Genomic DNA, 22897 nt, shown 5'->3' with positions numbered 1-22897 from the left:
AGAAATCAACTATTACATATTTAAATTAGGAGAAATTAGTAAACAATCAATTGAATTCTTACCGACTGTAATCATAGATACCATAACTGAAACTGCTTTAGGGAAAGAACTGGAAGCAGTAACTTTAGGCTACAACAAAATAAAGAAGATAGCTGAGGACAGTGGTTTTAAAGATTTTGGCGCCGCTTTGCAAGGGGTAGCAGATACATTTAAAGAGGAAATAGAAGGATTAACCAGAAAACAAGCAAATGCTATTTTTCAAATATTTAGAGAGGCGGAAACAAACAATATCAATAAATTTTTGAGCGATATAAAAGAAAATGCAAAAAAAGTAAAGGGGCAAGGAAATGATTACAAAGGAAAACTAGAAAAAATACTTAAACACGTATTTATAGGGAAGGAAAAACTTGAACAATTGAAACAAACTATCAGTTCTTTACCAAGCATTATAGAAGCAGCAAAAGGCAAACTAAAAGAAATAACAGAAGATATGATACAAGCGCTTAAAGAAAAATTAAAACGATTAGAAGAAAGCATGAGTGCAGAATAATTAAATTAGAAAGTTCAAATATCAAATTTCACAATCAACAAAAACATTTAAGTATTTAAAAAAGTAACCCACAATATTAAATTCATCAGATATTTTCTAATCCCTCATTGAGGGTTAATGTCTTATCTACTAACTGTCCCCTTTACATCCTCTACTCTTAGTCTTCCTCTAAAAGGAGGTCTATCAATAGGTTTATTAGGAGTCTCATCCGTAACAGCAGGAATATCCACTTGACAAAATCAACATGTTTCTATAGATGATGAAGTCAAGCAAGTATTTAATAAAACAATCCCTTCTTTTTTCAAAGAAGAATTAGGAGGTGGAGGAGAATTAATATTTAATGCCTATAAAACATGAAATCAAGAGTTAAATGATGTTATTACCACTGATAATACATTATTAAAAACAATGGGCGCATGAGGAGAAACTATTAGGGGGGGGGTAAGCAAAGAAAGTATTTCAAAAATTCAAGGTTTTTTTAAAGTAGCCGAAGAAATTAACTATTACATTTTTAGATTCAGTGAAATAGTGAGGCAATTTGCTGAAGCCATACCAACTATAATCACGGACACCATACAAGAAGCTAACGCTGGAGCAAATAACGAAGTTGAAGCTTTAAGTTTCGGAAAAATAGAATCAATATTTAGCAGTGACAAATTTGACCCGTTTTATAAATCATTAGAAGAAGTTTCTGCTCAATTTGCCGAAACATTATCTGGAATAAACTCAAAGCAATCAAATGCAATTCTACAAGTTTTTAGATCTGAAAAGAAAAGCAAAATTAACGATCTTTTAGAAGAAATAAAGAAAAATGCGGAGAAGGTTAAAAAAGAGGAAAATAAGTACAAAAATAATCTAGATAAATTATTGACAGATGTTTTCATTGGAGAAGGAAAAATACAAGCACTTAAACAAATGATAACTTCCCTTAAACAATCTGTAAGTACAAAAACCGAAGCATTAAAAAAGATTGTGGATATGAGCTTGATAACAAGTCTAGAACAACACCTAGAAAACTTAAAAACCCAAATGTCAGCTAACAATTAATCGACACTAAACCCTTTCTAAAACTTCATCACATCCAGTAAATAAAACAACTTTCAACCAAAAATTCACTATATGAGACAAAAAAATCAAAAATAAATGAAAAAACTATTAGCCACAATATGTTACAAATAACTAATAATGAAAATTATTTAACGATTAAATGAACAAACATGCCCTCAAATTCATAAATAGTTATATTTTTTTAATACTTACTTGTTAAAAGAAATAAGAAAAATCCATTCACAACAAATGGCTTATGTCGCAAATATTACTATCCCCTATAACCTTAAATACTCTAAGTCCAACTCTAAAAGCTGGATTATCAATAGGCTTACTAGGAGTTTCATCTATATCTGCAGCAGTTGCTACATGACAGAATAAAAATCAAGGAGAAAACCAAAAAACTAAAGAAATTCTAGAACCAATAAAAAATGTATTTACAAATACAATACCTAACTTCTTAAACGCAGAGATAATAGATGGCGGAAAAAAGATATTCGAAGCATACAAAGATTGAAAAGACAAAATACCAGTAGAAGCATTTTCAACTAGCAATCCAGTTATAGACAAGCTTCAAAAATGAAGAGCAGCTTCCAGTTCAGAAATTAAGACAGCTATAAACAATTCCTCAAAAAATACAAAACTACTTGAAGAAATAAACTACTACATATTTGAAATAGGAAACATTATCCTAGAGATAATTCCACACATACAAACAATACTCATGGATACACTCAAACAAACATATAAATCAGATGATACTTCCGGATTAATAAGTATTCAAAAAATAGAAACAATAATTAAAGATAGCAACTTTAATCAAATGTCATCTTCTGTTGCAGAAATGGCTTCAAAACTAACTGAAACTATGTCTCAAATAAATCAAGAGCAAATTGATACTGCAGTAAATATTCTTAAATCTTTGAATCAAAACGATATTTCCAGCTTTCTTCAGAACACTAAGACAAATTCAGAAGAAATTAAAAATAATCAATCAGACTATGAAAACAATCCTGAGGAGCTTATGAAAGTCTTGTTGTTGGGTAAAGATTACTCTAAAAACTTAAAAACAAACGTAGAATCATTGATAAATCAAGTTAAGCAAAAGAAAAACCAACTGAAAAAGAAAATAAATGACAGCTCTAATGCAGTAGATAATTTGGAAAAATCTCTTGAAGGTTTGAAAAACAAATTACAAGAAAAAACTACAAATTAATAAAACCTTCTCTTCATAGCAGCAGCTTTTCTCTTCTCTCTCAATCTCAAACCAGGTCTCAAATAATAACTACCTCTAATTGTCTTTCTCTTTATTTCACTAAAGTGTTTTCTGCACTCCTTAAGAGCTGCATCAACATCATTATCGTTGACTTTAATTCTCATTAAGCTTCTTTTTGTTGTTGTAAATTAATCGCAAACCTAGACTTTAATCTATTGCATTTATTCTTTTTAATTATCCCTCTGCTCACTTGACTATCTAAAATCTTATATATTTTACTTATATCACCCTCTCTGACTATTCGTTTAAGCTTCTTCTTTTCAGCTATTCTGACAAGACGTCTTGCTCTTTCTTTCTTCAGAGACTTCTTACTAGATAATATATTAGGCATTTGAACAATAATTCTATTTTAAATGGAACCGATTTTGGTTCTATCTTTCTACTGTTTTTACCAGTAGCATTAATAATAATCACATTTATTTACATAAAAAAGAAAAAACAAGATGAAAACAAGGAATTCAATAGGTTCGGAAGAAGAGGGAAAAAAAACCACGTTTGACAGATAATAAAGGAATACCATAAGAAAAAAAATAAGATAGGAGGAACTATAGAAATGTACTTTTTATTTGAAAGAGTACATCCTGCAGATTTAGAAGACTATCTAAACAGGGCACATAAATTCAGAGTAAAACAAGAGGCCAAAAAACTAGGTATTAAACCTCCAAAAATAAAAAAACAAGATTTTTCAGAAATAAAAATATATTTTGATGATCTTGAAGAAGAGACAAATGAACTTAATAACAAAGAAAAAATAAACGCAGTTAAATCACAAAAAATAGAGAACATAAGAGATAGCATACCTAAACAAAGAAAGAGAAGAAAAAGATACGTAATTCTCTACAAAATGAAGGACAGAAATGTTGTCTCAGACTGAATAGCTATAGAAGTTGAATTAATAAAACAAAACACTAAGGAAGGGAAAATGGAAGATAATGTAGTAATCAACAAAGAATTAGATGTAGAAATGGAAATGAAATGAATGGAACCATTGTTACAAGAAAAACTAGATGCGAGAGATAAAAAAATAGAAGAAGATAATAAGAGAGCTCTTAAAGAACAAAAGAAGAAAGAAAAGAAATCTTGAATGTCAATATTTAAATCTTCAAACAAAAAGATTTAACTAAATACCAATCATCATCTTCTGATCTAAAAGGTACGCTATATCTTTGCAAACATCAATACAACAATTTCTCTTTAACATCTATACCTATATTCTTATGAGCAGATTTAGCTATCTCATATAACTCACTATCCTTAATATTTCCTCAACCTAAATAACCAACTAACTTTTTTAAATTCCTATCAAAAGCTGGATCATTGAAATTTAAATCCAATACTTCTACACTAAAGCTATCCTGAACAGGCATAGAACAGAAAATAAATACATCATCCAACAAATTCTTGTTCTCCGCAATACTCCCTTCGTACTTACTAGTACATCAAGCTTTTAATATATGACTATTCTTAAATCTATTCCTTGCTTCCCTCTTAATATTCAACCTATCTCTTGCATAATGTTCCTGAAACCTAAACCAGGCTGTCTTCTTCTCCTGATGATGATAAGAAATAATACTCCTATGTAATTTCCTTCAGTAAGCATCACTTGCTTCAACAGGTAATACAAAATACTTCAATTTTTCATAAACATTTGAATAACTACCTCCTACAGAACTTACGTTCCAAAGATAACTATTGCTTAAACCAACAACTAACGCACTTGCTAATGCAATCAACCCTTTTGAAACTCAAGTCATCTATCTTTAAAAGGGAGTCAATTGAGATAGGTAAAAAGAATCATTTACCTGTGTTGTATAAAACCATAACAAAACTACTAAATACTTCTATTCAAGGGCAGCAAATTAACTATTGTTCGTTTTGGTTCCAGACCATGAACAATATTTGAAGATATCTGTTTCCTGAGAATTATTGTTTTCGGTAGATGTTGAATACGCCTCTTTGCAAGCTCGCTTTACTGCATGACCCTTATTTGCATTTCCCGTACTACGTAGTTTCTTGAATATATTATTATCTTGACTGCCTGTACTACTTATTCCAGCACTAGTCTCTCCAAAAAATTCCTTATCTTTAAGAGTTCAGAACAAATCGTTTCTTGAATCAGTTACAGAAATTAATGTATTTTTATAAGTGCTTCCATATGTACTATTTGAATAACCATCAACCTCTTCTTTCTTTTGATGATTTCTCAGAACTCCATTAGCTTCAGAAATAACTGTTGGTTCTTTTACAATAGGTGAACAATATCTAAGCAGGTTCTCGCTTAATTTAGGTGTACTATTATCAGATTTAAATACTTCATTCTTAGCTTTCTTATAAATAGAATCACAAACTTGATTTAAACCGTTGACATTACTGCTATCTGACTCATTGGCTTTTGCAAAGGCAACTTTAATATTTGCCGACTTAAAATCTGCGTGCATAGAATCTGGCAGATTTTTCAAATCATAATTTCATCATTTATAAGATCACTCTCATCAATCTCTGTTATTTTCCTTATATGCATCTACTAGATATCCCTTATAAAAATGGCCTACTTTATCAGTTCCGCTTTCACTAAAAGTCAATAATTCATAGTTTTCAGGCATAACTCATGCTCAAGAATCGTAGAGTCCAAAACCAACACCGATACACAAAGAAATAGTTGCTAAAGCTGAAAATAATTTAAATGAATTCATGATTGCTTTTCTGAATTATTCAAATAATTGATCCAGTTTTTGAAATATCTGTCTTTAAATTTCTAAATTCCCTATTTCTTCAATAGTAAAAAAGAGGAAGACAACTTAGTAATATTTGTGTTCAACATCATTTTTTGAGCCCTTTTTAAATTATTTTTTTTGATTTTTTTTAAAAATTTATTACGCAACTAAATGTCGATTTTTCTAAAAAATACCAAACTTCAACAGTTTTTTATTAACTAGAAGACTTCGTCAATCAAAAAGGATTTTTCCTCTTCCGTAAAGCTAAAAAAGTCAATACGCTTATTAAAAAACCTGTTGAAGAGAACTATAACAAATGTCTTTTTAGTTTTGAAATTACTAACTTTTATGAAAAAAAATAAAAGCAAAAAAATTACAAACAAACAATTTTTATCGAGTTCGACTACTGTGAAATCTATCCTTATCTAATTTAAAAATTATTTTCCGTCTAGAGTACAAAACTTAGTTATGTCTGCTGTAGGATATTGAGTATTGCTTGTTGTTGTTACTGCTAAATAAGCTTCTTTACAAATTTCTCTTATGTCTTTTGATATTTGTCCGTTCTTTTTATTTGTATGCTCAGTTTTGAAAACTCCATTATTTGTCGCTCCAGTTCCGGATTTAGCTCCTGAATCTGCATAAAATTCTTTATTTCTAGCTTCTCAGAACTTGTCATTTCCTTTAACCCCTACATATTTAGTTTCATTAGCTTTTCCATTAGTGTTGTTTCCATAATCTTCCCCTGTTACTTCTTGAATTGTCTTTGGTTCTTCTCCAAAGAAAGAACAATACTTCCAAAGATTATCTCTTAGAATTTTGTTTGTCGTAGCCGAACTTCCTGTTGTTTCTATGCTAGTTTTTTCTTTTTCAAAAACATTCTTACAAACTTTATTTAAAGATCTGTCATCACCTTTACTGGTGTCAGTTTCAGTTGAATTTCTATAAGCATATTTAACATTTTCAACTACAAAATCGGCACTAAAAGTTAATCCCTTCTTGGAATCCTCTTGCCATCTTCTAAAAGATCATTCTCATCATTTCTGATTATTATTTCCAGAATTTCCGAAAGTGGCAACTAAATAATTTCCATATAAATTACCAATTTTGTCATCTCCAGAAATAGTTTCGCCACTACCAAAAAAAACAACATAATCGGTTGGCATAGGATCATGAGTTGCATAACTGTAAACTCCATAACCTGTTCCTCCTATTACTACTGCTCCTGCTCCTAAAACAGCGGCTCCTTTAATTGGATCCATCTAATTACTCTTTTCCTTTTAAAGAACAAAACTTAAGAACATTAGCTTCTGTTGCTTTATCTGATCCGCTTTCTGAGCTTGATAAACCGTATGCTTTTTTACAAGCATCCCTTATATGTCCTCTATTTTCTCCCACAGGGGTTTTAAAAAGTTTGTGAAATACTGAATCGTTTGTAGCGTCCGCGCTTGAGCCATTAATTTCCGCATCATTACCAAAGAATTCTTCGTTTCTTACTTCTCAGAAAACTGAATTTTCTGGATCAACAGTAGATATCAAATTGGCTTTCTTAGTCTCTCCATGTTTACCACTTTGATAAACCTCTTTTTCATCTTTAACTCCAACAGTTGTGGGACTTTTTCCTAAAAAAGAACAATATTTTCAAAAATTGTTTTTTAAATTATTAATTCCAGACGTAGGATCTACATCTGAAGAATTTCCCTTATAAAGCCCTTCACAAACCTTATTTAAAGCTTTCGCATTATCTGCTGAATTATCTTCTTTGACAGAAAAAGCGGACTTAATTTTGTCTGAGCTGTTGAATTTATCGTCTAATGTGTTGGAATTATTCTTCAAATCATATTGCCATCATCTATAAGATCAATTCCATCATTTTTCATTTTGCTTATCATATGCGCCAATCAAATATCTTCCATAATCCTTTCCTGCTTTATTGTCAGAACTGTAATCACCTTTATTAGAGCATTTAGACAAAACCAAATAATCATCTGGCATAATCCAAGAAACAGCATCATAAATACCGTAACTTCCGCCAGCTAAAATCGCAACCCCTAAAGCCCCAGCAGACAACTTAATTGGATCCATTTAACTTCTCTTGACTTTTAATTAAAGTAAAGCAATTTAATAAAAATAAACTTAAAAATGACATTAAAGAGATTAATTACAAAGAAGATAATAAAAAAATAGATATTGTTAAAACCTATTTGCTTTTAACAGCATAAGAACCTCTAATAGAACAAAACATAAGTACTTCCTTAAGTCCTACTTCATCTAACTCTTCAAGTTTCTTTTTGTAATTTTCTGCACATCTACCCTTCAAAATACCTGTTAAATTCTCATCTTGCTTACGTTTTTCAAAAATATCTTTAAATCCTGCTTTATCTGAAGTTGCTTTACTTCCTAAACCATTATCTGAATCGAAAAACCCTGCAGACTGATTCTCCCAAAAAACACGGTTATTTTCATTGATAGAAACTAATGAATCAGCGTAAACAGAGAATTGCAAAGCTTTTTTACTATTCCTATTTTCATCAGTACATTCAACTACAAGATCAGGAGGAAAGTTTTCGTCATCTTCAAACTCATCGCATGAATCTACCACATCCAAATCATCTTCTAAAGTAACCGGAGCATGCCCCTCTACGGAACAAAAAAATCAAACATCTCCCTCCAAAAATTTCTTGTTGTAATCTTGAACTTCAGCAGAATCTATTTGCTTAGAGTAAGTGTTTTTGCAAAGAGCCTTTAATTCAGAATAATCACTTAATTCATTGACTTCAGATGATCTGAAAAATAAATATCTACTCTGAAAACTCCATTTTCATCACTCATCATTAGTTTCATTTTCTGCATCAACAAAATGATGTTTAAAGTTATGTCCAAAAGTTGCTAATTGAGGACTTTGAATAAATTGATGTTTGGGAGCATTTTCGTTATTCAGAAATAAATTAAATTTCCTTCTCTCTTCGCCAGATCTAGAAAACAAACCTAGAAATTTCATTGCCAGCAAAGATGCTGTACAAACACCAAAAACTCCAACGCCTATAACAGGAATATAAAATTTCAAAGCCAAAACTTACTATTCAGAAGAACCAGCCAAAGAACAGAAACGCAATGTCTCTTTAGCTATATCTGTTATCACATCATTGTAAAGATGATTGTAATTTTTCTCACATAACGCCCTTAAAGAGTCAAGAGTTTTAGTTTCTGAGTGGAATAATTTTTTAAATCCAGCTTCATCACTTTTAGCGTCCTGTCCTGAACCGTTCAATTTATCTTTTTCTCCATAAAAAGATGCAGCATGTCTAGATCAAAATCTTCTATTTTCTGGAGAGCTAGTAGAAATCATTCTTGATGAATACACATTACTTAATCTACTTCTGCCTTGGAAAACATCTTTACTTTCTTGCACTGTTACAGGAACTTGCCCTTCTTCAGAACAATAAATTCAAACATCACGCTCATATTTATGTTGTTCTAGATTTCTGCTAATAGGAGAAATATATTTCCTAGTATTCTTCTTGTAAACATCCCTACATTTATCCTTTAGATCCTGAGCGCTTCTAACTTTAAGAAATACAGCGCTAGTTTTTCTATAACCCTCCCCACTTTCCAAATTCTTAAGAAATCTATTTGAATAATTTCAATCTCATCAACCATTATTAGCCGCATCAGTAGCATCTACAAAATGATTTTTGAAATCGGAACCGAATGTACCAGGATCAGAGTTTTGAATAAATTTACGAACAGTAGATCTCTTGCCAATTCCAGAACGACGTCTATAGTTGTGCCTAATGTTTAAAGTGACATCTCTAGACTTAAGTGAATAAATACTTACGCAAACTCAAATAAAAATAGCAGACCCTGCAACTAATGAAAGAGTTCCTCTAAAAGAATTAAACAATGTAATTTGATTGAAATTTAATTGTTGATTCTAGATTTTTTATACAAAAAAAATAAATAAAAAAACATTTTATTTTTAAGATTTTTCAATCATAAAATCTAACCTAAAATATAACTTCTACACAACTCTTTAAAATACTTAATTATTTTTTAATAATAAACAATACAAATAAATTAACAAGCAGCAAAAGAAACAGTTAATTAATCTTGTTTGCCCTGAAGAGAACAGAATCTTAAGGTTTCTTTTGGCTTAGTCATAATCACCTTTATATCTTTCTTTACAAATATCTTTAAGTCGATTCCTTAATATAGCTTTCGATCCTGAATTATTAACTGGTTCAAAAACGATACCTGATGACAAAAAAGCAGCTTAATTAAACCCGACAACTAACCACTTTTACTTCTTTTCAAAGAACAATATGTAAAAACCTCTGATTCAATAGCTTTTGGATTGATCCCACTTCCATCTTTCTTTTTTCCATAGGCTAACCTGCATTTATCTCTAAGAACATTATCGGGAATATTTTTCTTACCTTTGTGTTCGTCATAAAGCTTTTTAAAAATAGAATCAGTATCTTCTGAAGAAGAACCGCTTCTATTTCCTTTTACTTGGAAAAACAATCTTTGTTGCTCCTTTCAAAAGAATTTATTTTCTTCTGCGGATGTAGCAACTAACTGTGATTTATATTGTTTACCATAAGAAGTTGCTTCTGTATATTCTGCATCTTCTTTCTCGGTTGCTGAATTACCATCTTTCTTTGCGTGTTCAACTAATATTGGTTTCTTCTTAACAGCCGTACAATACCTCCAAACATCTATTTCTTCATATTCTCCACTTTGATTCGCTCCGCTCTTAACCTTACCTTTATCCGCTGAAAAAATCCCTTCACAAACCTTCTGAATAGATTGACTTGTTTCTCCTGAACCTGCATTTAAATTCATAAAAGATAACTTGGGATCAGGCCTGCTCTCGCCATCAAAATCTTTATTTTCTGAATCAACTAAATATCTTTTTTTGTAAACTCAATCCCATCAAGGAGCATTCTTTCCTTTAGTTGCATCCACAAAATAATCAGGATACTCATCTACATACTTGATTGTTCCTGTTCCTGAACTAACAAAAGGAGAATAACCCGGCATTTCCGAATTAACGAATAAAATGCTAATTCCATATCCTCCGCCTCCCAAAACTAATGCTGCAGCACCTGCACCAGCTGCTAACTTAACTGGATCCATCTTAAATCACCAAGAATAAAGAAATAGACACTTGTCTAACCTCTATTTGCGCAAAACATGAAAATTTCTCTTCTACGTTTCTTAGATAAATCTTGATCTTTGTCCTTAGGCTTAGTATAAACCTCAAGACATTTTTGTTTCACATGAAAAGTAGAAACATCAGATATATATTTATTGCCCAAATAAAGATCCTTAAATCCTAAATCTTTATCTTCTGCTTGAGCTCCTATACCTCGAGAATAATCTCTTTTTCCAAAAAACTTAATATCCTGTTTTTTTCATCACCAATCATTTTTACTTGACATACTTACCAATTCATACTTATATATCTCGCCTCATGAATCGGAAGAACCATATATTGTCTGATGATCAATAGTGCCTTCTGTATTTCCTTGCTTCCTACTTTGAAAAATAGTCAATGGAGGTCTTACAGCTTTAGATATTCCATAACCAGCAACACTAATTATCACTACAGCGGCAAAGGCTTTAAAAATTGAAATCATGGGATTATCGAAAAATTCTGCGTAATTATAGCCACACTCATAAATTTCGCCCTTATTTGAAATTCATAAACAAAATTTCGAATTAAATAACACTTTAAAAAGTGCTTTTTGCAAAAAAAGAAAATGGAAGCTAATACAAATATCATCTAATGCCCATTTGACCTCTATTTCCTCAACTTAATTCTTCCATTTTTATATTTTCGAAACAATACTTAATTAGAAAATTCAATGCAACTTTTAGACATCAAACATAAACAAATGCTATTTGGTGCAAGCACTAAAACAGCTACCAAAACAGTAAAAAGAAGCGGCGCTTCAACTGCAAAGAAAAAAGTTGTAAAAACGGCAAAAACAGACACAACAAAAAGTACAACGAATAAAAAAGAAACTGAAACTAAAACAAGCAAGACTTCAACTGCCAAAAAAACAAAAAAGGAATTTCCTGCTTCTTCAGGAATGATGCATGCTGCTGGTGCAGCACCCGAACCAAAAAAAGATGATGAAAAAACAATTAAGAAAAAGAAGAAAACACTAACTGAAAAAGAAATAAAAGCTCAAAAGAAAAATGAGGTCTACTCTGAATTCAACAAATATGGACTTATATCTATAACAAGCGGAGCTATATTAAATCACTCCGTGAACACAATAAATAAGTTAGTTGCAGCAACAAATGGAGATGAAAACAATTACAAATATTACGAAGAAAAATCAAGAAACTATTTAAAGCCACATTTTTCATTGCCAGCTCAATGAAGTCAAAATAGAGTTACATTTGGAACGCCTTGATACTATTAATGAAAAAATTAAATACAAGTCAAAAAAGACAAATATCAGCAGGAGCAATACCAGTTATAGGTGTAGGAGCTATAAGATTGCTGCATGGAATCTTGGCTATAAGTTGATTAATTTTGGATGTAATTAACATAGTCGCAGACTACATTCCCAAAGAAGAACCAAAATCAAAAAATCAAGATAATTACTTTCTCAAATTAGAAAATGGTCTTACTAGATCCAAAAATACTATATTGAGTTAAAAAATAAACTAACTTTTTCTTCGTTTGGATTTATACTTATTAAAAGATTTAAGAATTTCCATATCCTCTGAAGAAATCTGAATCTTCTTAGCATTTACTATCTCATTAATCTCTTCTGGAGAATTAACGGGAACTACAGGAACTATACCTAGTTCTAGTAGATAAGCGATAAGAAGGTTTTTGACGGAACATTCATATTTCTGAGATAGCTCTTTGAGAACTGGATTTTTAGAGTTTGACTTAAACTCTCCTAAAGGCTCATACGCCTGTAGTTCAATATTATTTTTTCTACAGTAGGAGAGAACTTCTAAATTTAGGTTATTTATAGAAAGATTGTGCTGAAGAGTATGAGGATGCTTTTGAGTAAACTTAAACAATCTTTCTAACAAGTCAAGGTCAAAATTACCTAGACCAACCTTCTTAGTCTGACCTTTGTTCATACATTCAATTAATTGTTTGTATGCCAATAAATTGGCAGCCCAAGAATCAGATGGATAGTGCAAGAAATAAGTGTCTATACAACTAAAGGCACCTATTTTTTGCAAAGCAAATTTAAGTGATTTGTTTATCCCTCCATTAAATTTAGTAGGTCAAACTTTTGATTGAAATGGCAAAGAAAGATCAAAAGACTTATCTTTTTGTCTGAGTTGTCTTAATGCCATTCCAATATAAGGTTCATTACCATATCTCCAAGCACAATCAATAAAATCAACACCGCTATCGTTGGCTGCTAAAAGAAAAGATTCAAGAGACTTTGTATCTCTTAAAGATTCTGTAGCTAATCCAAGTTTTCTAATTTTGATACTTTGATCCTGTTTTTTTGCATCAAAAATATTTGTTTCGCCCGTGACGACACAATCATTGCCAGTGTGAGTGCCGGCTACACTATCCAGTTTGCTAATAATAATTTTTTTTAAAAAGAATTTAAGCTATCAAAAATAAAAAAATATTTACTCTGAATAACTTACGTTGTTAGGATACTGAGAAGCAACCAAACGAAGATACCTTCTGAGGAAGGCGTACTCATATTCTAAATCTAACGGCAAATTGCTATCCCGAAATCTAAATAAAAATGTAAATTTTTCTTCTCTTAAAAGATTATTTTTTTCATTATTTGCATCTTTTTTCAAATTTTTGTTTTTTTCTACTGTTTTTGTAATAAAAATTTCTTCCCTGTTTTTTCATAATTCAGCAGCACCAGTAACTAAAACTGAGACTGCAGCACAAACCAAATCATTTCCCTTAGTGCCTGCATAGGCATGTCCACTAACACTAAGAAAATCTTTCTTAGCGACTATTTGGATCAATAAATTTGCATTACTTCTAAATTAGTGTATTTAGTTCTATGACCTTTTCATTTTTCATGTCTCTTCTGAGGCCTAAAATTCACTATTCTTAACTTCTTACTCAAACCTTGTTTAACTATTTTCAACTCAATCTTAGCTCCACTCAAATATTGACCAGCAGGAGAACCAATAGTATCATTGATACCTAATACTTGCTCAGTGAAAAAGATATCACCTATATCACCCCTTACAAAAGGACAATTAACAAGAATATCTCCCTTCTTTGCTATATACTGCTTACCAGCTACACAAAAATATGCGAACATAATTTAAATAATATTACAAATTTACTTCTCTTCTTTAAAGTCTAACTCTAAAGATTCAAAATGTTTATTTTTATAAGTATTCAACGACCTCATCAATTCTATATCTTCTGGGTCTAAAAGAATTTCTTTTGCCTTTAATAATTCTCCGATTTCTTCTACATTTTCAGGAATAACAACCGGAACTATACCTTGATTCAACAAGAAAGCTAAAAGAATATGTTTAATAGAAGTGTTGTACTTTTCTGACAATCTAATTAACAAAGGGTTCTTCAGATTCTCTTCATAATCTCCCAAAGGCTCATAAGCTTGAATCTCTATATTATGTTGTCTGCAATAATGAATTCTGTCATATCTCATATTATTCACTGACAACTCAATCTGCAAAAACTGCGGTCTAATTCCAGTCGCTTCATAAAGTTTTTCAATCAAATCCTTATCAAAATGACCTAAACCAATATTTTTAGTCAATCTATTTCTCTTACATTCAATTAATTGCTTTCATGCTGACAAATTAAGCGACATATCATGTGCTGGTCTATGCAACATATAAGCGTCTATAGCGCTAAGAACACCAATTTTCTGAAGAGTAAATTTAAGTGATTTAGTAATACCTCCAAAAAACTGAGTAGGTCAAACTTTAGACTGGAAATTTAATTTAAGTTCAAAATTAGGATCTTCTCTTCTCAAAGATTTCAAACTAAGACCGATAATAGCTTCGTTCCCGTATCTCCATGCACAATCAACAAAGTCATAAGGATGATTATTCACCTCTCTAAGATACTTAATTAAAGTCTCCTGATCTCTCAGTGTACTAGTACCAAAACCAAATCTAGCAGTTTTAGGGTCGTAACTGTAAGAATATGACATACTCACCGAATCTTTTAACTGTGACTTAAATACCTAAACACATAAAAAATTCAAAAAGAATAAACTCAGATAACAAAACAAACAAAGGGGAATGCAGTATCTAGTACTCCGGAGAAGGGATATAGTCGTATTTATGGAAAAAATACCTGATTATATCCTTTGATTTTAATCAGATAATTCAAAAATACGAATTTTTTTCTCTATCTTTTCGTAAACTGTGGAGATCTTCTAGCTCCCATTTTACCCACTTTCTTTCTTTCCTTAAATCTTTTGTCTTGAGTCAACAGATTATAGGTTCTCAAAATAGGCTTAAAACTAGGATCTATTTCAAGCAGAGCTCTAGCAATTCCTAACTTAACTGCATCTGCCTGAGCACACTTACCTCCTCCCTTAACAAACAAATTGATATCTAAAGAATCTTTTTTACCAACCAACTTTAAAGGATAAAGAAAACCATCAATCAAAAAATCATTGCAGAAATACTCTTTAACGTCTCTTTCTTTTCTATTCGCAACATTTCCTGTCCAAAGAGTAATCTTTCCAGTGCCAGCCATAAGATGAACCTTGGCTACAGACTCCTTTCTGTTACCAAAACCAAAATACTTTCTCTCTGCGCTCACTATGTTATTTGATAGTTAATTGGTTTCTGCGCCTCATGCTTCTTATATTCAGCATCAGGATAAACATGTAACTTATGCAAAAGAGTATGAGAAAGTGTTTTATTTTTAGGCAACATTCCTTTAACTGCTTTGTGAACAAGCTTATCAGAATATTTCTCAATCATCTCCTTCCCTTTTCTTGACTTAAGTCCTCCAGGATAACCAGAATGTCTATATCAAATCTCCTTATCTGCTTTATCTCCAGTCAGTCTAACCTTAGAAGCATTAATAACAACTACAAAATCTCCGCAATCTTGATTAGGAGTGAAATCAGGTTTATTTTTACCTCTTAACAAATTAGCGATATGAACGCACATTCTTCCCAATATTTGATCTTTAGCGTCAATTACGTACCAAACCCTTCTTTTAAGACCCTCTTCTCTAGTAATTTGTGTTGTTTTCATAACCTTATAAATATTACCCAAATAAATAGAAATATAGTGTTTTTAAAAGCGGAGCTCTGGGTTCACCAGTATTCTCACAGTGATCAATACTTGCAATATCCAAATGAATAAACGGAATATTATTAGTAAACTCTTTTAAAAACATAGCAGCTCTATTGCTGCCTCCCATACCAGTCTTAGCACTATTTTTAATATCTGCAACCTTAGTTTTCTGTAAAGCTTTCAAATAATAATCATCCATTGGCATTCTTCAAATTCACTCTGCAGCCTTCAAAGAACAACTTCTTAATTTATTTCATTGGTCATCATTAGTAGATCATGCTCCACCATACTTACTACCCAATGCATAACCAATAGCGCCAGTTAAAGTAGCAATAGTAATAATTTCCTTAGGTTTATACACCTCACTAACGTAAGCAAGTGCATCAGCCAACACCAATCTACCCTCAGCATCAGTATTATCTATCTCTATACTCATGCCATTTCTGCAAATAATCACATCATCAGGTCTATAACTATTCCCTGCCACAGAATTCTCCACTAAAGGAATAGCAACCACAACACTCTGTTTGCTTCCATTCTCAGCTAAAGCCTTAACCACACCAAGACTAACCGCTGCTCCTGACATATCAAATTTCATGGTTGCCATATATGAACCTGTCTTAATATTCAATCCACCAGTGTCGTAACAAACTCCCTTACCAACAAGAGCAATTAAATCATCACTTCCAGAAACAAGATACTTAATAATCAACAATCTAGGAGCATTAATAGAAGCCTTACCAACTGCAATAATCAACTCAAGTCTCTCTTTCTTAAGATCCTCTCCCTTAATCTCCTCTATTTCAACACCAGGAATTCCTTTAAGTGCTTCTCTTGCTTCCAAAACAAACTGTTCCGGAGTCATAATATTCGGAGGAGTGCTTTGCAATCTCTTTGTCAACGCAAAACTAGAAGAAATAGATGAAACATTACTATCAAAATTCCCTCCAACCAACTTCCACTTCTTAACATCCTTCTCAGAATTCTTAGAACTCTTCATAGTGAAAGCCACTGTTGTAAACATTGAAAGAACTGTAGAAAGAGCCAAATCCCTTTCTTGTGCTCCAAAATTCTTAAAGCTAAGATTCTTAAAACTTTCGTAATCTATCTCTATCTCTTTAGTAAACTTCCCTAACTTATCCTCCAATAATCTCTCTAATTCCCAACTATTCCCTAACTTATCAGTATTAATTTCAAACCTAGCCAGTGAGTCGCCGTCCTTAGTCAGCTTATTTTTCTCCCCTTTAAAAAAACAAATCTTATGCACAATACTACTTAAGTATGATTATACTGCCCTTTCTATGCTTAGGATAAAGGGTCAAACTCTTTTTATTCAACCTACCATCCAAAAAGTCCTTAATTTGCCAATAACAACACCCGATAATAAATCCAATAATTAGGATTAACTTAACTCATGAGTTGAATACATTGCTGTCTCCAAAACCTGTTGTGCCAACAATATAAGAAATGATTAAATAAAACAAAGCTAAAACGATAGTACCTCCAGAAAATAAGGCACAAACTTTAAATCCAACTGACTTCCTAATATTTTTTTTCTTGAAACTACCCAAAATGACAAATAACAAAATCAAAAACACAAAAACAGTAACAATATCAGCTAAAGAATCAATAATTTCCATAGGACTATTGCTTAGACCATACTGCTGCATAAAAAACACAATAAATCCAACTAATAAAAATCAAATAAGAGTCTTAAACAGCAAATAAATTCAGATAGTAAATCTCTCTTCAAAATTTTCTTCCTCTGCTATATTCTTGTAAAAAATAGATTTTTTAATCTTCACAATATCAGAAAACCTGTGAGTATCATGCATAGCAGTTAACTGCGGCAAACTACTCATTGCTATTGAATTAAGAGTCAATAAACTAGCACAACTAATAAGAATAGAAAACAAATCCTTAAGAACAGGTCTACCAGAAAAAAACCTAAAGTTTCTATAATCTGCCTCTAAAGAATCACCAATGTTAAAGCTAACAATAATGTTCAGATAGATAATAGTCACAATAACAATAGAAGCCAGAATAACGAAACTTAAACTTCCAGGCTTCTTCAATCTATCCTTCAAAGCAGCAACCCCATAGAAACCATCGTAAATAAATAAAAGAGAAGGCAAACCAGAAAAAAGCAACATCCAAGGCCCTAAACTAGCTAATCCAGATGCTGTCTTAGGAACAACAGTTGCCTCCATATCAGAAATATTTCTTGGAGCAGCAAGAGCAACTATAGGAAGCAAAAGTAAAGGGATAACAACTAAACAAGAAAGAATTATCTGCAACCTATGAGCTCACTTAAAAGATAAAAAGTTAATCAACATAAACACAAAAGCCAGAAAACAACTCAGAAACATAGTAGAGAAAACACCTAACATACCTTCCGTCATACCAACGATTGCATAAACAGAGAACAGTAAAAGGCTTATTGGATGGTAGAAATACCTCATGAAATTACAACAACAAATATGTAACCTAGGAGAACAAAGCTTATGACTCCAACCCATAAAACCCATATTCCCTTTCTGAGAAGGAATAATCTTCACCAACACTCGACAAAAAGCAAACATATTCACTAAGAATACTAGGAATAAGAAAACTATTGGCCCAACACGATTGTGAGCCAAAGAGTTCAGTGTCTGAGTCTTAATAAATATCCCTGCCCCTATCATGGACGTAAGGGATAAAAATATCGCCGATTTAGTACTTAACTTTTGTTCTGTCAAAATTAATAAATTCCTCCAACAAAATCTTTAGTTTCCTGATGAATAGGATTATTGAATATATCCCCTGTTCTTCCCTGTTCAATTACAGCTCCATTTTTAATAAATATTGTGTAGTCGCTTACTCTCCTAACTTGAGACAAAGAATGAGAAATCAAAATAATAGTAGACATCTTATTTTTAGTAATCTTTCTTATTAAATCCTCTATTTTTCTACTAGCTTTCAAATCTAAAGCAGAAGTTGGCTCATCCATCAACAACACTTTTGGTTGTAAAGCAATAGCTCTAGCTATACAAAGTCTTTGTTGTTGTCCAATAGAAAGATAATCCTCAGGCTTAGCATTTAACCTATTCTTAACTTCATCTCAAAGATGTGCTTCTCTCAAAGATCTTTCCAAAATAATCTCTAATTTACTGCTATTAGTTATTCCATAAGACTTAAGAGCAAACAAAATATTCTCTCTAATACTCATAGGAAACATAATCGGCTTCTGCATAACTGTTCCTATTTGAGACCTAAGATATTCCAAAGGATAGTTCTCCAGTATATTTCTTCCGTAAAAATTTACAGATCCTTTATATATATAAGAATCATCAAAATTAGTCCTATTAATAGTCCTTAACAAACTACTTTTTCCTGAACCAGATGGCCCAATTATTGCAACAACAGAATATTCAGGAATCCTAATATTTATATTCTTAAGTATCTGATTATTATCTGCAGTTTTTCCAGCTCAAAGATTTAAATTTTTAATTTCCAACACAAACTTTCTACCACTAATCCTCTCATCTATAGCCTTAGCTCTATTTACTTCTTCCTCAGTAGTTCACTTTTCTTTCCCAGCGAACAAAGATTTGAAAGACATATTTAACTGAGTCTAATAAACTAAAAAGTTAAAAGACTGAAATTTCTTTTTTCAAAACTCATAACTCAGAATACCCAAACCATATTTAGCTATTATCACAATCACAGATATAAATAACAAACAATAGAAAGTAGTTTCATTAATTATTTTTTCACTCTTTGCTAGGTTACTTTCATATAACTGAGAATATATTCTTGTTGTCAAAGTCTGTCCCTGATACATAAATAAAGTCTTAGGAGCGCTATTCAAGCCAGCAGTCAGATAAAGTGGAGCTGTTTCTCCTATTATCTTTCCAGTCGTCAAAAGAACTGAAAACACTAAATTATTAAAAGCTATAGGAAGAAGTATCTTCCAGAAAGTCCTACACTTAGAAATGCCCAATATATAAGAAGATTCTCTGTAGTTATCACTAATACCTGACAAGTACGTATAGAAAGAATGAGTTAAATAAGGCAGTATAAATAAGACCATAGTAAGCATTCCAGCCAACAAACTCTTACCAGAAGAACCAGAAGCGGTTCAACCTAATGTTTGAATAAAGACAAACAGACCAAAAATACCAAATATTATTGAAGGAGTTGCTGCTGCAGCATTTATCAAAGCTAACGTATATTTCTTAAATCTCTTATTAGATAAATACTCAGATACATAACAAGAAGCAAAAAAAGCTATAGGAGCTGCAAACAATATAGATAACAAGACAATCAAGAAAGTATTATTTATTGCTCTAAACAAAGTATCGTTTTGGCTAGGTACAAAACTAGCATCAGATACAAAAGACTTAATTCCTCCTATCAAAACAGTTATAGGAAGAGAAAAAGCATAGAGAACAAACAACCCTAAACATAAAAACTCCAGACCTCTCCTAATTAAACCAAAGAAAGTTTTCAAATTCTTGGTCTGTGCCTTATGAATGAAATCCCCAGTAGAACACTCATTATTCTCCCATTCCTTACAAGAACTAAAAAGGCAACACAAAATTCATCAATTTATTTTGTCTTTTGCCTTCTTAAAAAAAGATATCTTGCTTGTATTATTAACCTTCTCTCTGTCCATCTTCACTCACTCCATACAAAAAGTATTGAAAGTAAGAGAAACTAGAAAAATCAGGCCACCAAATAAAAACATCAAATTCTGAACATCCTCAGAACTACCATCAGAGAAGTAATTCTCTCCAATTAAAGCTGAAACGCTATTTGACTGAGAATTTATAAATCCAGAAAAACCATTTCCATAACTCTGCTGATAATTCTCAGAAGATAAAAGCATAGAAAGCATAATGCTTTCACTGATAACTCTCCCTACAACTAAAGATAAAGCAATAACAATCGTATGCTTAATCTTAGGAATAACAATCTTATGTATCGCATAATTCTTATCTAATCCCAATAATTCAGCACTAATAATTCAAGATTTCTTGTTCTCTAAAACAGAATTAAACAAAACTATTATCAGGGGAAGAATCATGCAAACTAAAGCTATAGCTGCAACTACTAGGTTAGAAGAGGTATTAAGAAACAAAGCCTTATGAGCAACAGGAGATATATATCTACGAATATAAAAAGCTAGAACTACAGAAGGAACATTAGCAAGAATAAGGAGAATAGTGGAAATCAACTTCCTATATTTAGTCGGGCAATAAAAATTAATTCAAATAGAACATCTAAGAGCTATAGGTATAGAGATCAGTACAGTAAGTAAAGCTAGAAATATAGTTATCCCAAAAGGAGCTCAAAAGCTAACCTTATTATTCGTAATATCGAAATCTAGACTAAAAAATAAACTCTTAAAACCATAACTAAAAGCTCCAGCTATACCCTTATAGGCTATATACCCAAAGAAAATAACTATTAAGACTCAAATTGTAAAAGTAGATAACAATCCTATGGATTTGGTTAAAGAATCTGCGATCTTCGAAGAAGAACGAGGATTTATGTCTATTTCCAAATCCGTAAATAAGAAGGGCTATGCATCTTAAAAACTAAAGAAACAGAAGATTTATATGTCTAGTAAATAGAAACAAGAAAGCAATAGCAGTTATTAATATACACCAGAACCAAAAGTAAAGATAGAAATCCGGATATCAGTTAATGTAGATACTCATAATGGTAATTCCCATAAATATAGATAAGAAAGCAAACAATCAAAAGTAAAGTTCACTAGAGATAATTCTTATAAAGAAAGAAGTTATTCTGTCTTCCTTAGGATTTACATTAATAAGTGATTTCAAACTGTGATTGATGCTTGTAATCCTATTAGACGCAATTCTAGAAGATATCCCTATATCCCAGCATAGATCAATCAAAAACATTCTAAATCTAGCTCATTTACTCTCAAATTTCATATAGTTGCTTGGCAATGCATCCTCAGCTTTAATAGACAATTTCTCTTTAGAAAAAACATTTTTAGAAATAACAAACAATCCAAAAAAACCCAGAGAGATAATCATTAAAAAGGTGATTATTTTTTTTCTTACGGAAGGAGATTTAAAAACCTTGGTTCTAAATGCATCAGCAAAACAATTAATTTTCAGAGGCAACCTAGTTTCACTCAACAAAAGACTTGAATACTCCAGTTGACCACGAGAGCCCAATAATTTCTCGGTAATATCGTCAAACTCTCTTAAATAAGAATGCTCTTTATGACTACTAATAATCTTGAAATCATTTCATCTTCCCCTGATAAGCAAGTAATAAACATGAAACAAACCAAGAGTCACTAAGGCAACAAGAATATGACTAACGATGAATAGGAAGGTCAAATAATGATCTTTAACTGGCTTTATTCCCTCTTTTGAAATACTCTTAGAAAGGACATGTCCAAGCTCAAATTCAACTTCTCTATCTAAACCCTCCTGAAGTTTTGTATTTACTAAATTTCTAATCTTCTCCTCTTTAGAAGCAAAATCAGTTGCGCTCTTTCTATTTAGAGCATCAACAGAATTATTTTCTATATCCTGATGAGTTAACCTAAGTCAACATTTTTCAACTCCGGTTAAGACGCTGGATAAGGCCAAATTAAATCCAAGTTTTATCTTTTCAAAAAAAGTAGTTGCCTCCTTTTTGACTAATGCAATCTCGCTCTTATCAAATGAACTATCAGATACCAGACGACACAAACTTTTATTTATCCCTTTAGCCTCCTGATAAGTTACATTCTCATCTTCTGATTTCTCTCATTTATATCTATCTTTTCCTAAATCTGAAGGAGTAAAAGGGCTCTCATGCTCCTGTTCTAAACAGAATAAGTAGTAAAGGTAATATCCACCTAATGTAAGGATAGAAGCAACTACAGTAAATCACTTACTACTAACTAAAATTCCGGCCTTCTCTTTATTAGTTAACCCCTTGTTAGTATTCTGATTTAGGTTAGGAGTTGGCTTTTTAACCTCTTCTAATTCGCCCTCAAGATAATTCTTTTTTTCCTCTAACATACCCTTAAAAAGTTTAGCC

The 22897-nt window shown here is 31.7% G+C and carries 26 protein-coding genes; 6 read left to right on the top strand and 20 right to left on the bottom strand.

Annotation, left to right across the window (positions count from 1 at the left end; all coding sequences use genetic code 4):
• Positions 1-187 precede the first annotated feature (187 nt).
• From H6411_RS04825 to H6411_RS04815, 3 genes are all read left to right on the top strand, one after another.
• A complete protein-coding gene (locus tag H6411_RS04825; protein ID WP_216083512.1) occupies positions 188-550 on the top strand; it encodes a hypothetical protein in 363 nt (120 codons plus the stop codon).
• 117 nt (positions 551-667) lie between these two features.
• Positions 668-1597, top strand: coding sequence for a hypothetical protein (locus H6411_RS04820; protein ID WP_216083511.1), 930 nt, complete (start codon positions 668-670; stop codon positions 1595-1597).
• A gap of 256 nt (positions 1598-1853) precedes the next feature.
• A complete protein-coding gene (locus H6411_RS04815) occupies positions 1854-2813 on the top strand; it encodes a hypothetical protein (protein ID WP_216083510.1) in 960 nt (319 codons plus the stop codon).
• Here H6411_RS04815 and rpsU read toward each other — a convergent pair.
• Entirely contained in the window at positions 2810-2977 is a 168-nt protein-coding gene (gene rpsU, locus H6411_RS04810; protein WP_216083509.1) for a 30S ribosomal protein S21, read from the bottom strand. The genes H6411_RS04815 and rpsU overlap by 4 nt on opposite strands.
• Before the next feature lie 227 nt (positions 2978-3204).
• Between rpsU and H6411_RS04800 the strand changes: the two genes are divergently transcribed.
• The gene (locus H6411_RS04800; RefSeq protein WP_216083507.1) at positions 3205-3993 is read left to right on the top strand and encodes a DUF5385 family protein; all 789 of its coding nucleotides are present in this window, start codon (positions 3205-3207) and stop codon (positions 3991-3993) included.
• Here the strand turns inward: H6411_RS04800 and H6411_RS04795 are convergent.
• The 8 genes from H6411_RS04795 to H6411_RS04760 form a co-directional block, all read right to left on the bottom strand.
• Positions 3968-4627, bottom strand: a complete 660-nt coding sequence (locus H6411_RS04795; protein WP_216083506.1) for a hypothetical protein — start codon at positions 4625-4627, stop codon at positions 3968-3970. The two genes, H6411_RS04800 and H6411_RS04795, sit on opposite strands and share 26 nt — an antisense overlap.
• A gap of 105 nt (positions 4628-4732) precedes the next feature.
• The gene (locus H6411_RS04790) at positions 4733-5566 is read right to left on the bottom strand and encodes a hypothetical protein (protein WP_216083505.1); all 834 of its coding nucleotides are present in this window, start codon (positions 5564-5566) and stop codon (positions 4733-4735) included.
• Between the two features lie 458 nt (positions 5567-6024).
• Positions 6025-6846, bottom strand: coding sequence for a hypothetical protein (locus tag H6411_RS04785; RefSeq protein ID WP_216083504.1), 822 nt, complete (start codon positions 6844-6846; stop codon positions 6025-6027).
• A gap of 4 nt (positions 6847-6850) precedes the next feature.
• Positions 6851-7669: a hypothetical protein gene (locus H6411_RS04780; RefSeq protein WP_216083503.1), complete on the bottom strand. Its 819-nt coding sequence runs from the start codon at positions 7667-7669 to the stop codon at positions 6851-6853.
• Between the two features lie 115 nt (positions 7670-7784).
• Positions 7785-8657 carry a hypothetical protein gene (locus H6411_RS04775; RefSeq protein WP_216083502.1) on the bottom strand — a complete coding sequence of 291 codons (873 nt, stop codon included), beginning with the start codon at positions 8655-8657 and terminating at the stop codon, positions 7785-7787.
• Positions 8658-8663: 6 nt separating this feature from the next.
• The gene (locus tag H6411_RS04770) at positions 8664-9488 is read right to left on the bottom strand and encodes a hypothetical protein (RefSeq protein ID WP_216083501.1); all 825 of its coding nucleotides are present in this window, start codon (positions 9486-9488) and stop codon (positions 8664-8666) included.
• Between the two features lie 386 nt (positions 9489-9874).
• A complete protein-coding gene (locus tag H6411_RS04765) occupies positions 9875-10723 on the bottom strand; it encodes a hypothetical protein (protein WP_216083500.1) in 849 nt (282 codons plus the stop codon).
• A 35-nt stretch (positions 10724-10758) separates the two neighbouring features.
• Positions 10759-11226, bottom strand: a complete 468-nt coding sequence (locus tag H6411_RS04760; protein ID WP_216083499.1) for a hypothetical protein — start codon at positions 11224-11226, stop codon at positions 10759-10761.
• 228 nt (positions 11227-11454) lie between these two features.
• Here H6411_RS04760 and H6411_RS04755 point away from each other — a divergent pair, with 228 nt between their 5' ends.
• Positions 11455-12021, top strand: a complete 567-nt coding sequence (locus H6411_RS04755) for a hypothetical protein (protein WP_216083498.1) — start codon at positions 11455-11457, stop codon at positions 12019-12021.
• The gene (locus H6411_RS04750; RefSeq protein ID WP_216083497.1) at positions 12021-12260 is read left to right on the top strand and encodes a hypothetical protein; all 240 of its coding nucleotides are present in this window, start codon (positions 12021-12023) and stop codon (positions 12258-12260) included. Before H6411_RS04755 ends, H6411_RS04750 begins: the two co-directional genes overlap by 1 nt.
• An 8-nt stretch (positions 12261-12268) precedes the next feature.
• On the opposite strand, the gene H6411_RS04745 is transcribed toward H6411_RS04750, so the two are convergent.
• The 11 genes from H6411_RS04745 to H6411_RS04695 form a co-directional block, all read right to left on the bottom strand.
• Entirely contained in the window at positions 12269-13027 is a 759-nt protein-coding gene (locus tag H6411_RS04745; protein ID WP_369408508.1) for an aldo/keto reductase, read from the bottom strand.
• Positions 13028-13210: 183 nt separating this feature from the next.
• Positions 13211-13567 (bottom strand): ribosomal-processing cysteine protease Prp, encoded by a 357-nt coding sequence (locus tag H6411_RS04740; RefSeq protein ID WP_216083496.1) that lies wholly within the window; start codon positions 13565-13567, stop codon positions 13211-13213.
• A complete protein-coding gene (rplU, locus tag H6411_RS04735) occupies positions 13555-13872 on the bottom strand; it encodes a 50S ribosomal protein L21 (RefSeq protein ID WP_216083495.1) in 318 nt (105 codons plus the stop codon). Before rplU ends, H6411_RS04740 begins: the two co-directional genes overlap by 13 nt.
• Positions 13873-13893: 21 nt before the next feature.
• A complete protein-coding gene (locus tag H6411_RS04730; protein WP_216083494.1) occupies positions 13894-14739 on the bottom strand; it encodes an aldo/keto reductase in 846 nt (281 codons plus the stop codon).
• A 200-nt stretch (positions 14740-14939) separates the two neighbouring features.
• Positions 14940-15359, bottom strand: a complete 420-nt coding sequence (gene rpsI, locus H6411_RS04725; RefSeq protein ID WP_216083493.1) for a 30S ribosomal protein S9 — start codon at positions 15357-15359, stop codon at positions 14940-14942.
• Positions 15359-15802: a 50S ribosomal protein L13 gene (gene rplM, locus H6411_RS04720; RefSeq protein WP_216083492.1), complete on the bottom strand. Its 444-nt coding sequence runs from the start codon at positions 15800-15802 to the stop codon at positions 15359-15361. Before rplM ends, rpsI begins: the two co-directional genes overlap by 1 nt.
• Positions 15803-15815: 13 nt before the next feature.
• Positions 15816-17111 carry a M17 family metallopeptidase gene (locus H6411_RS04715; RefSeq protein ID WP_216083491.1) on the bottom strand — a complete coding sequence of 432 codons (1296 nt, stop codon included), beginning with the start codon at positions 17109-17111 and terminating at the stop codon, positions 15816-15818.
• Between the two features lie 4 nt (positions 17112-17115).
• Positions 17116-18582, bottom strand: coding sequence for an amino acid permease (locus H6411_RS04710; protein ID WP_216083490.1), 1467 nt, complete (start codon positions 18580-18582; stop codon positions 17116-17118).
• 2 nt (positions 18583-18584) lie between these two features.
• Positions 18585-19445, bottom strand: coding sequence for a phosphate ABC transporter ATP-binding protein (locus H6411_RS04705; protein ID WP_216083489.1), 861 nt, complete (start codon positions 19443-19445; stop codon positions 18585-18587).
• A gap of 12 nt (positions 19446-19457) precedes the next feature.
• The gene (locus tag H6411_RS04700) at positions 19458-21392 is read right to left on the bottom strand and encodes an ABC transporter permease subunit (protein ID WP_216083488.1); all 1935 of its coding nucleotides are present in this window, start codon (positions 21390-21392) and stop codon (positions 19458-19460) included.
• Positions 21393-21426: 34 nt separating this feature from the next.
• Positions 21427-22878, bottom strand: a complete 1452-nt coding sequence (locus H6411_RS04695; protein WP_216083487.1) for a hypothetical protein — start codon at positions 22876-22878, stop codon at positions 21427-21429.
• Positions 22879-22897 lie beyond the last annotated feature (19 nt).

It is taken from the genome of Candidatus Mycoplasma haematohominis, from assembly GCF_902712995.1.
Lineage (GTDB): Bacteria > Bacillota_I > Bacilli_A > Mycoplasmatales > Mycoplasmoidaceae > Eperythrozoon_B > Eperythrozoon_B haematohominis.
This window is presented reverse-complemented; position numbering and strand designations above follow the sequence as displayed.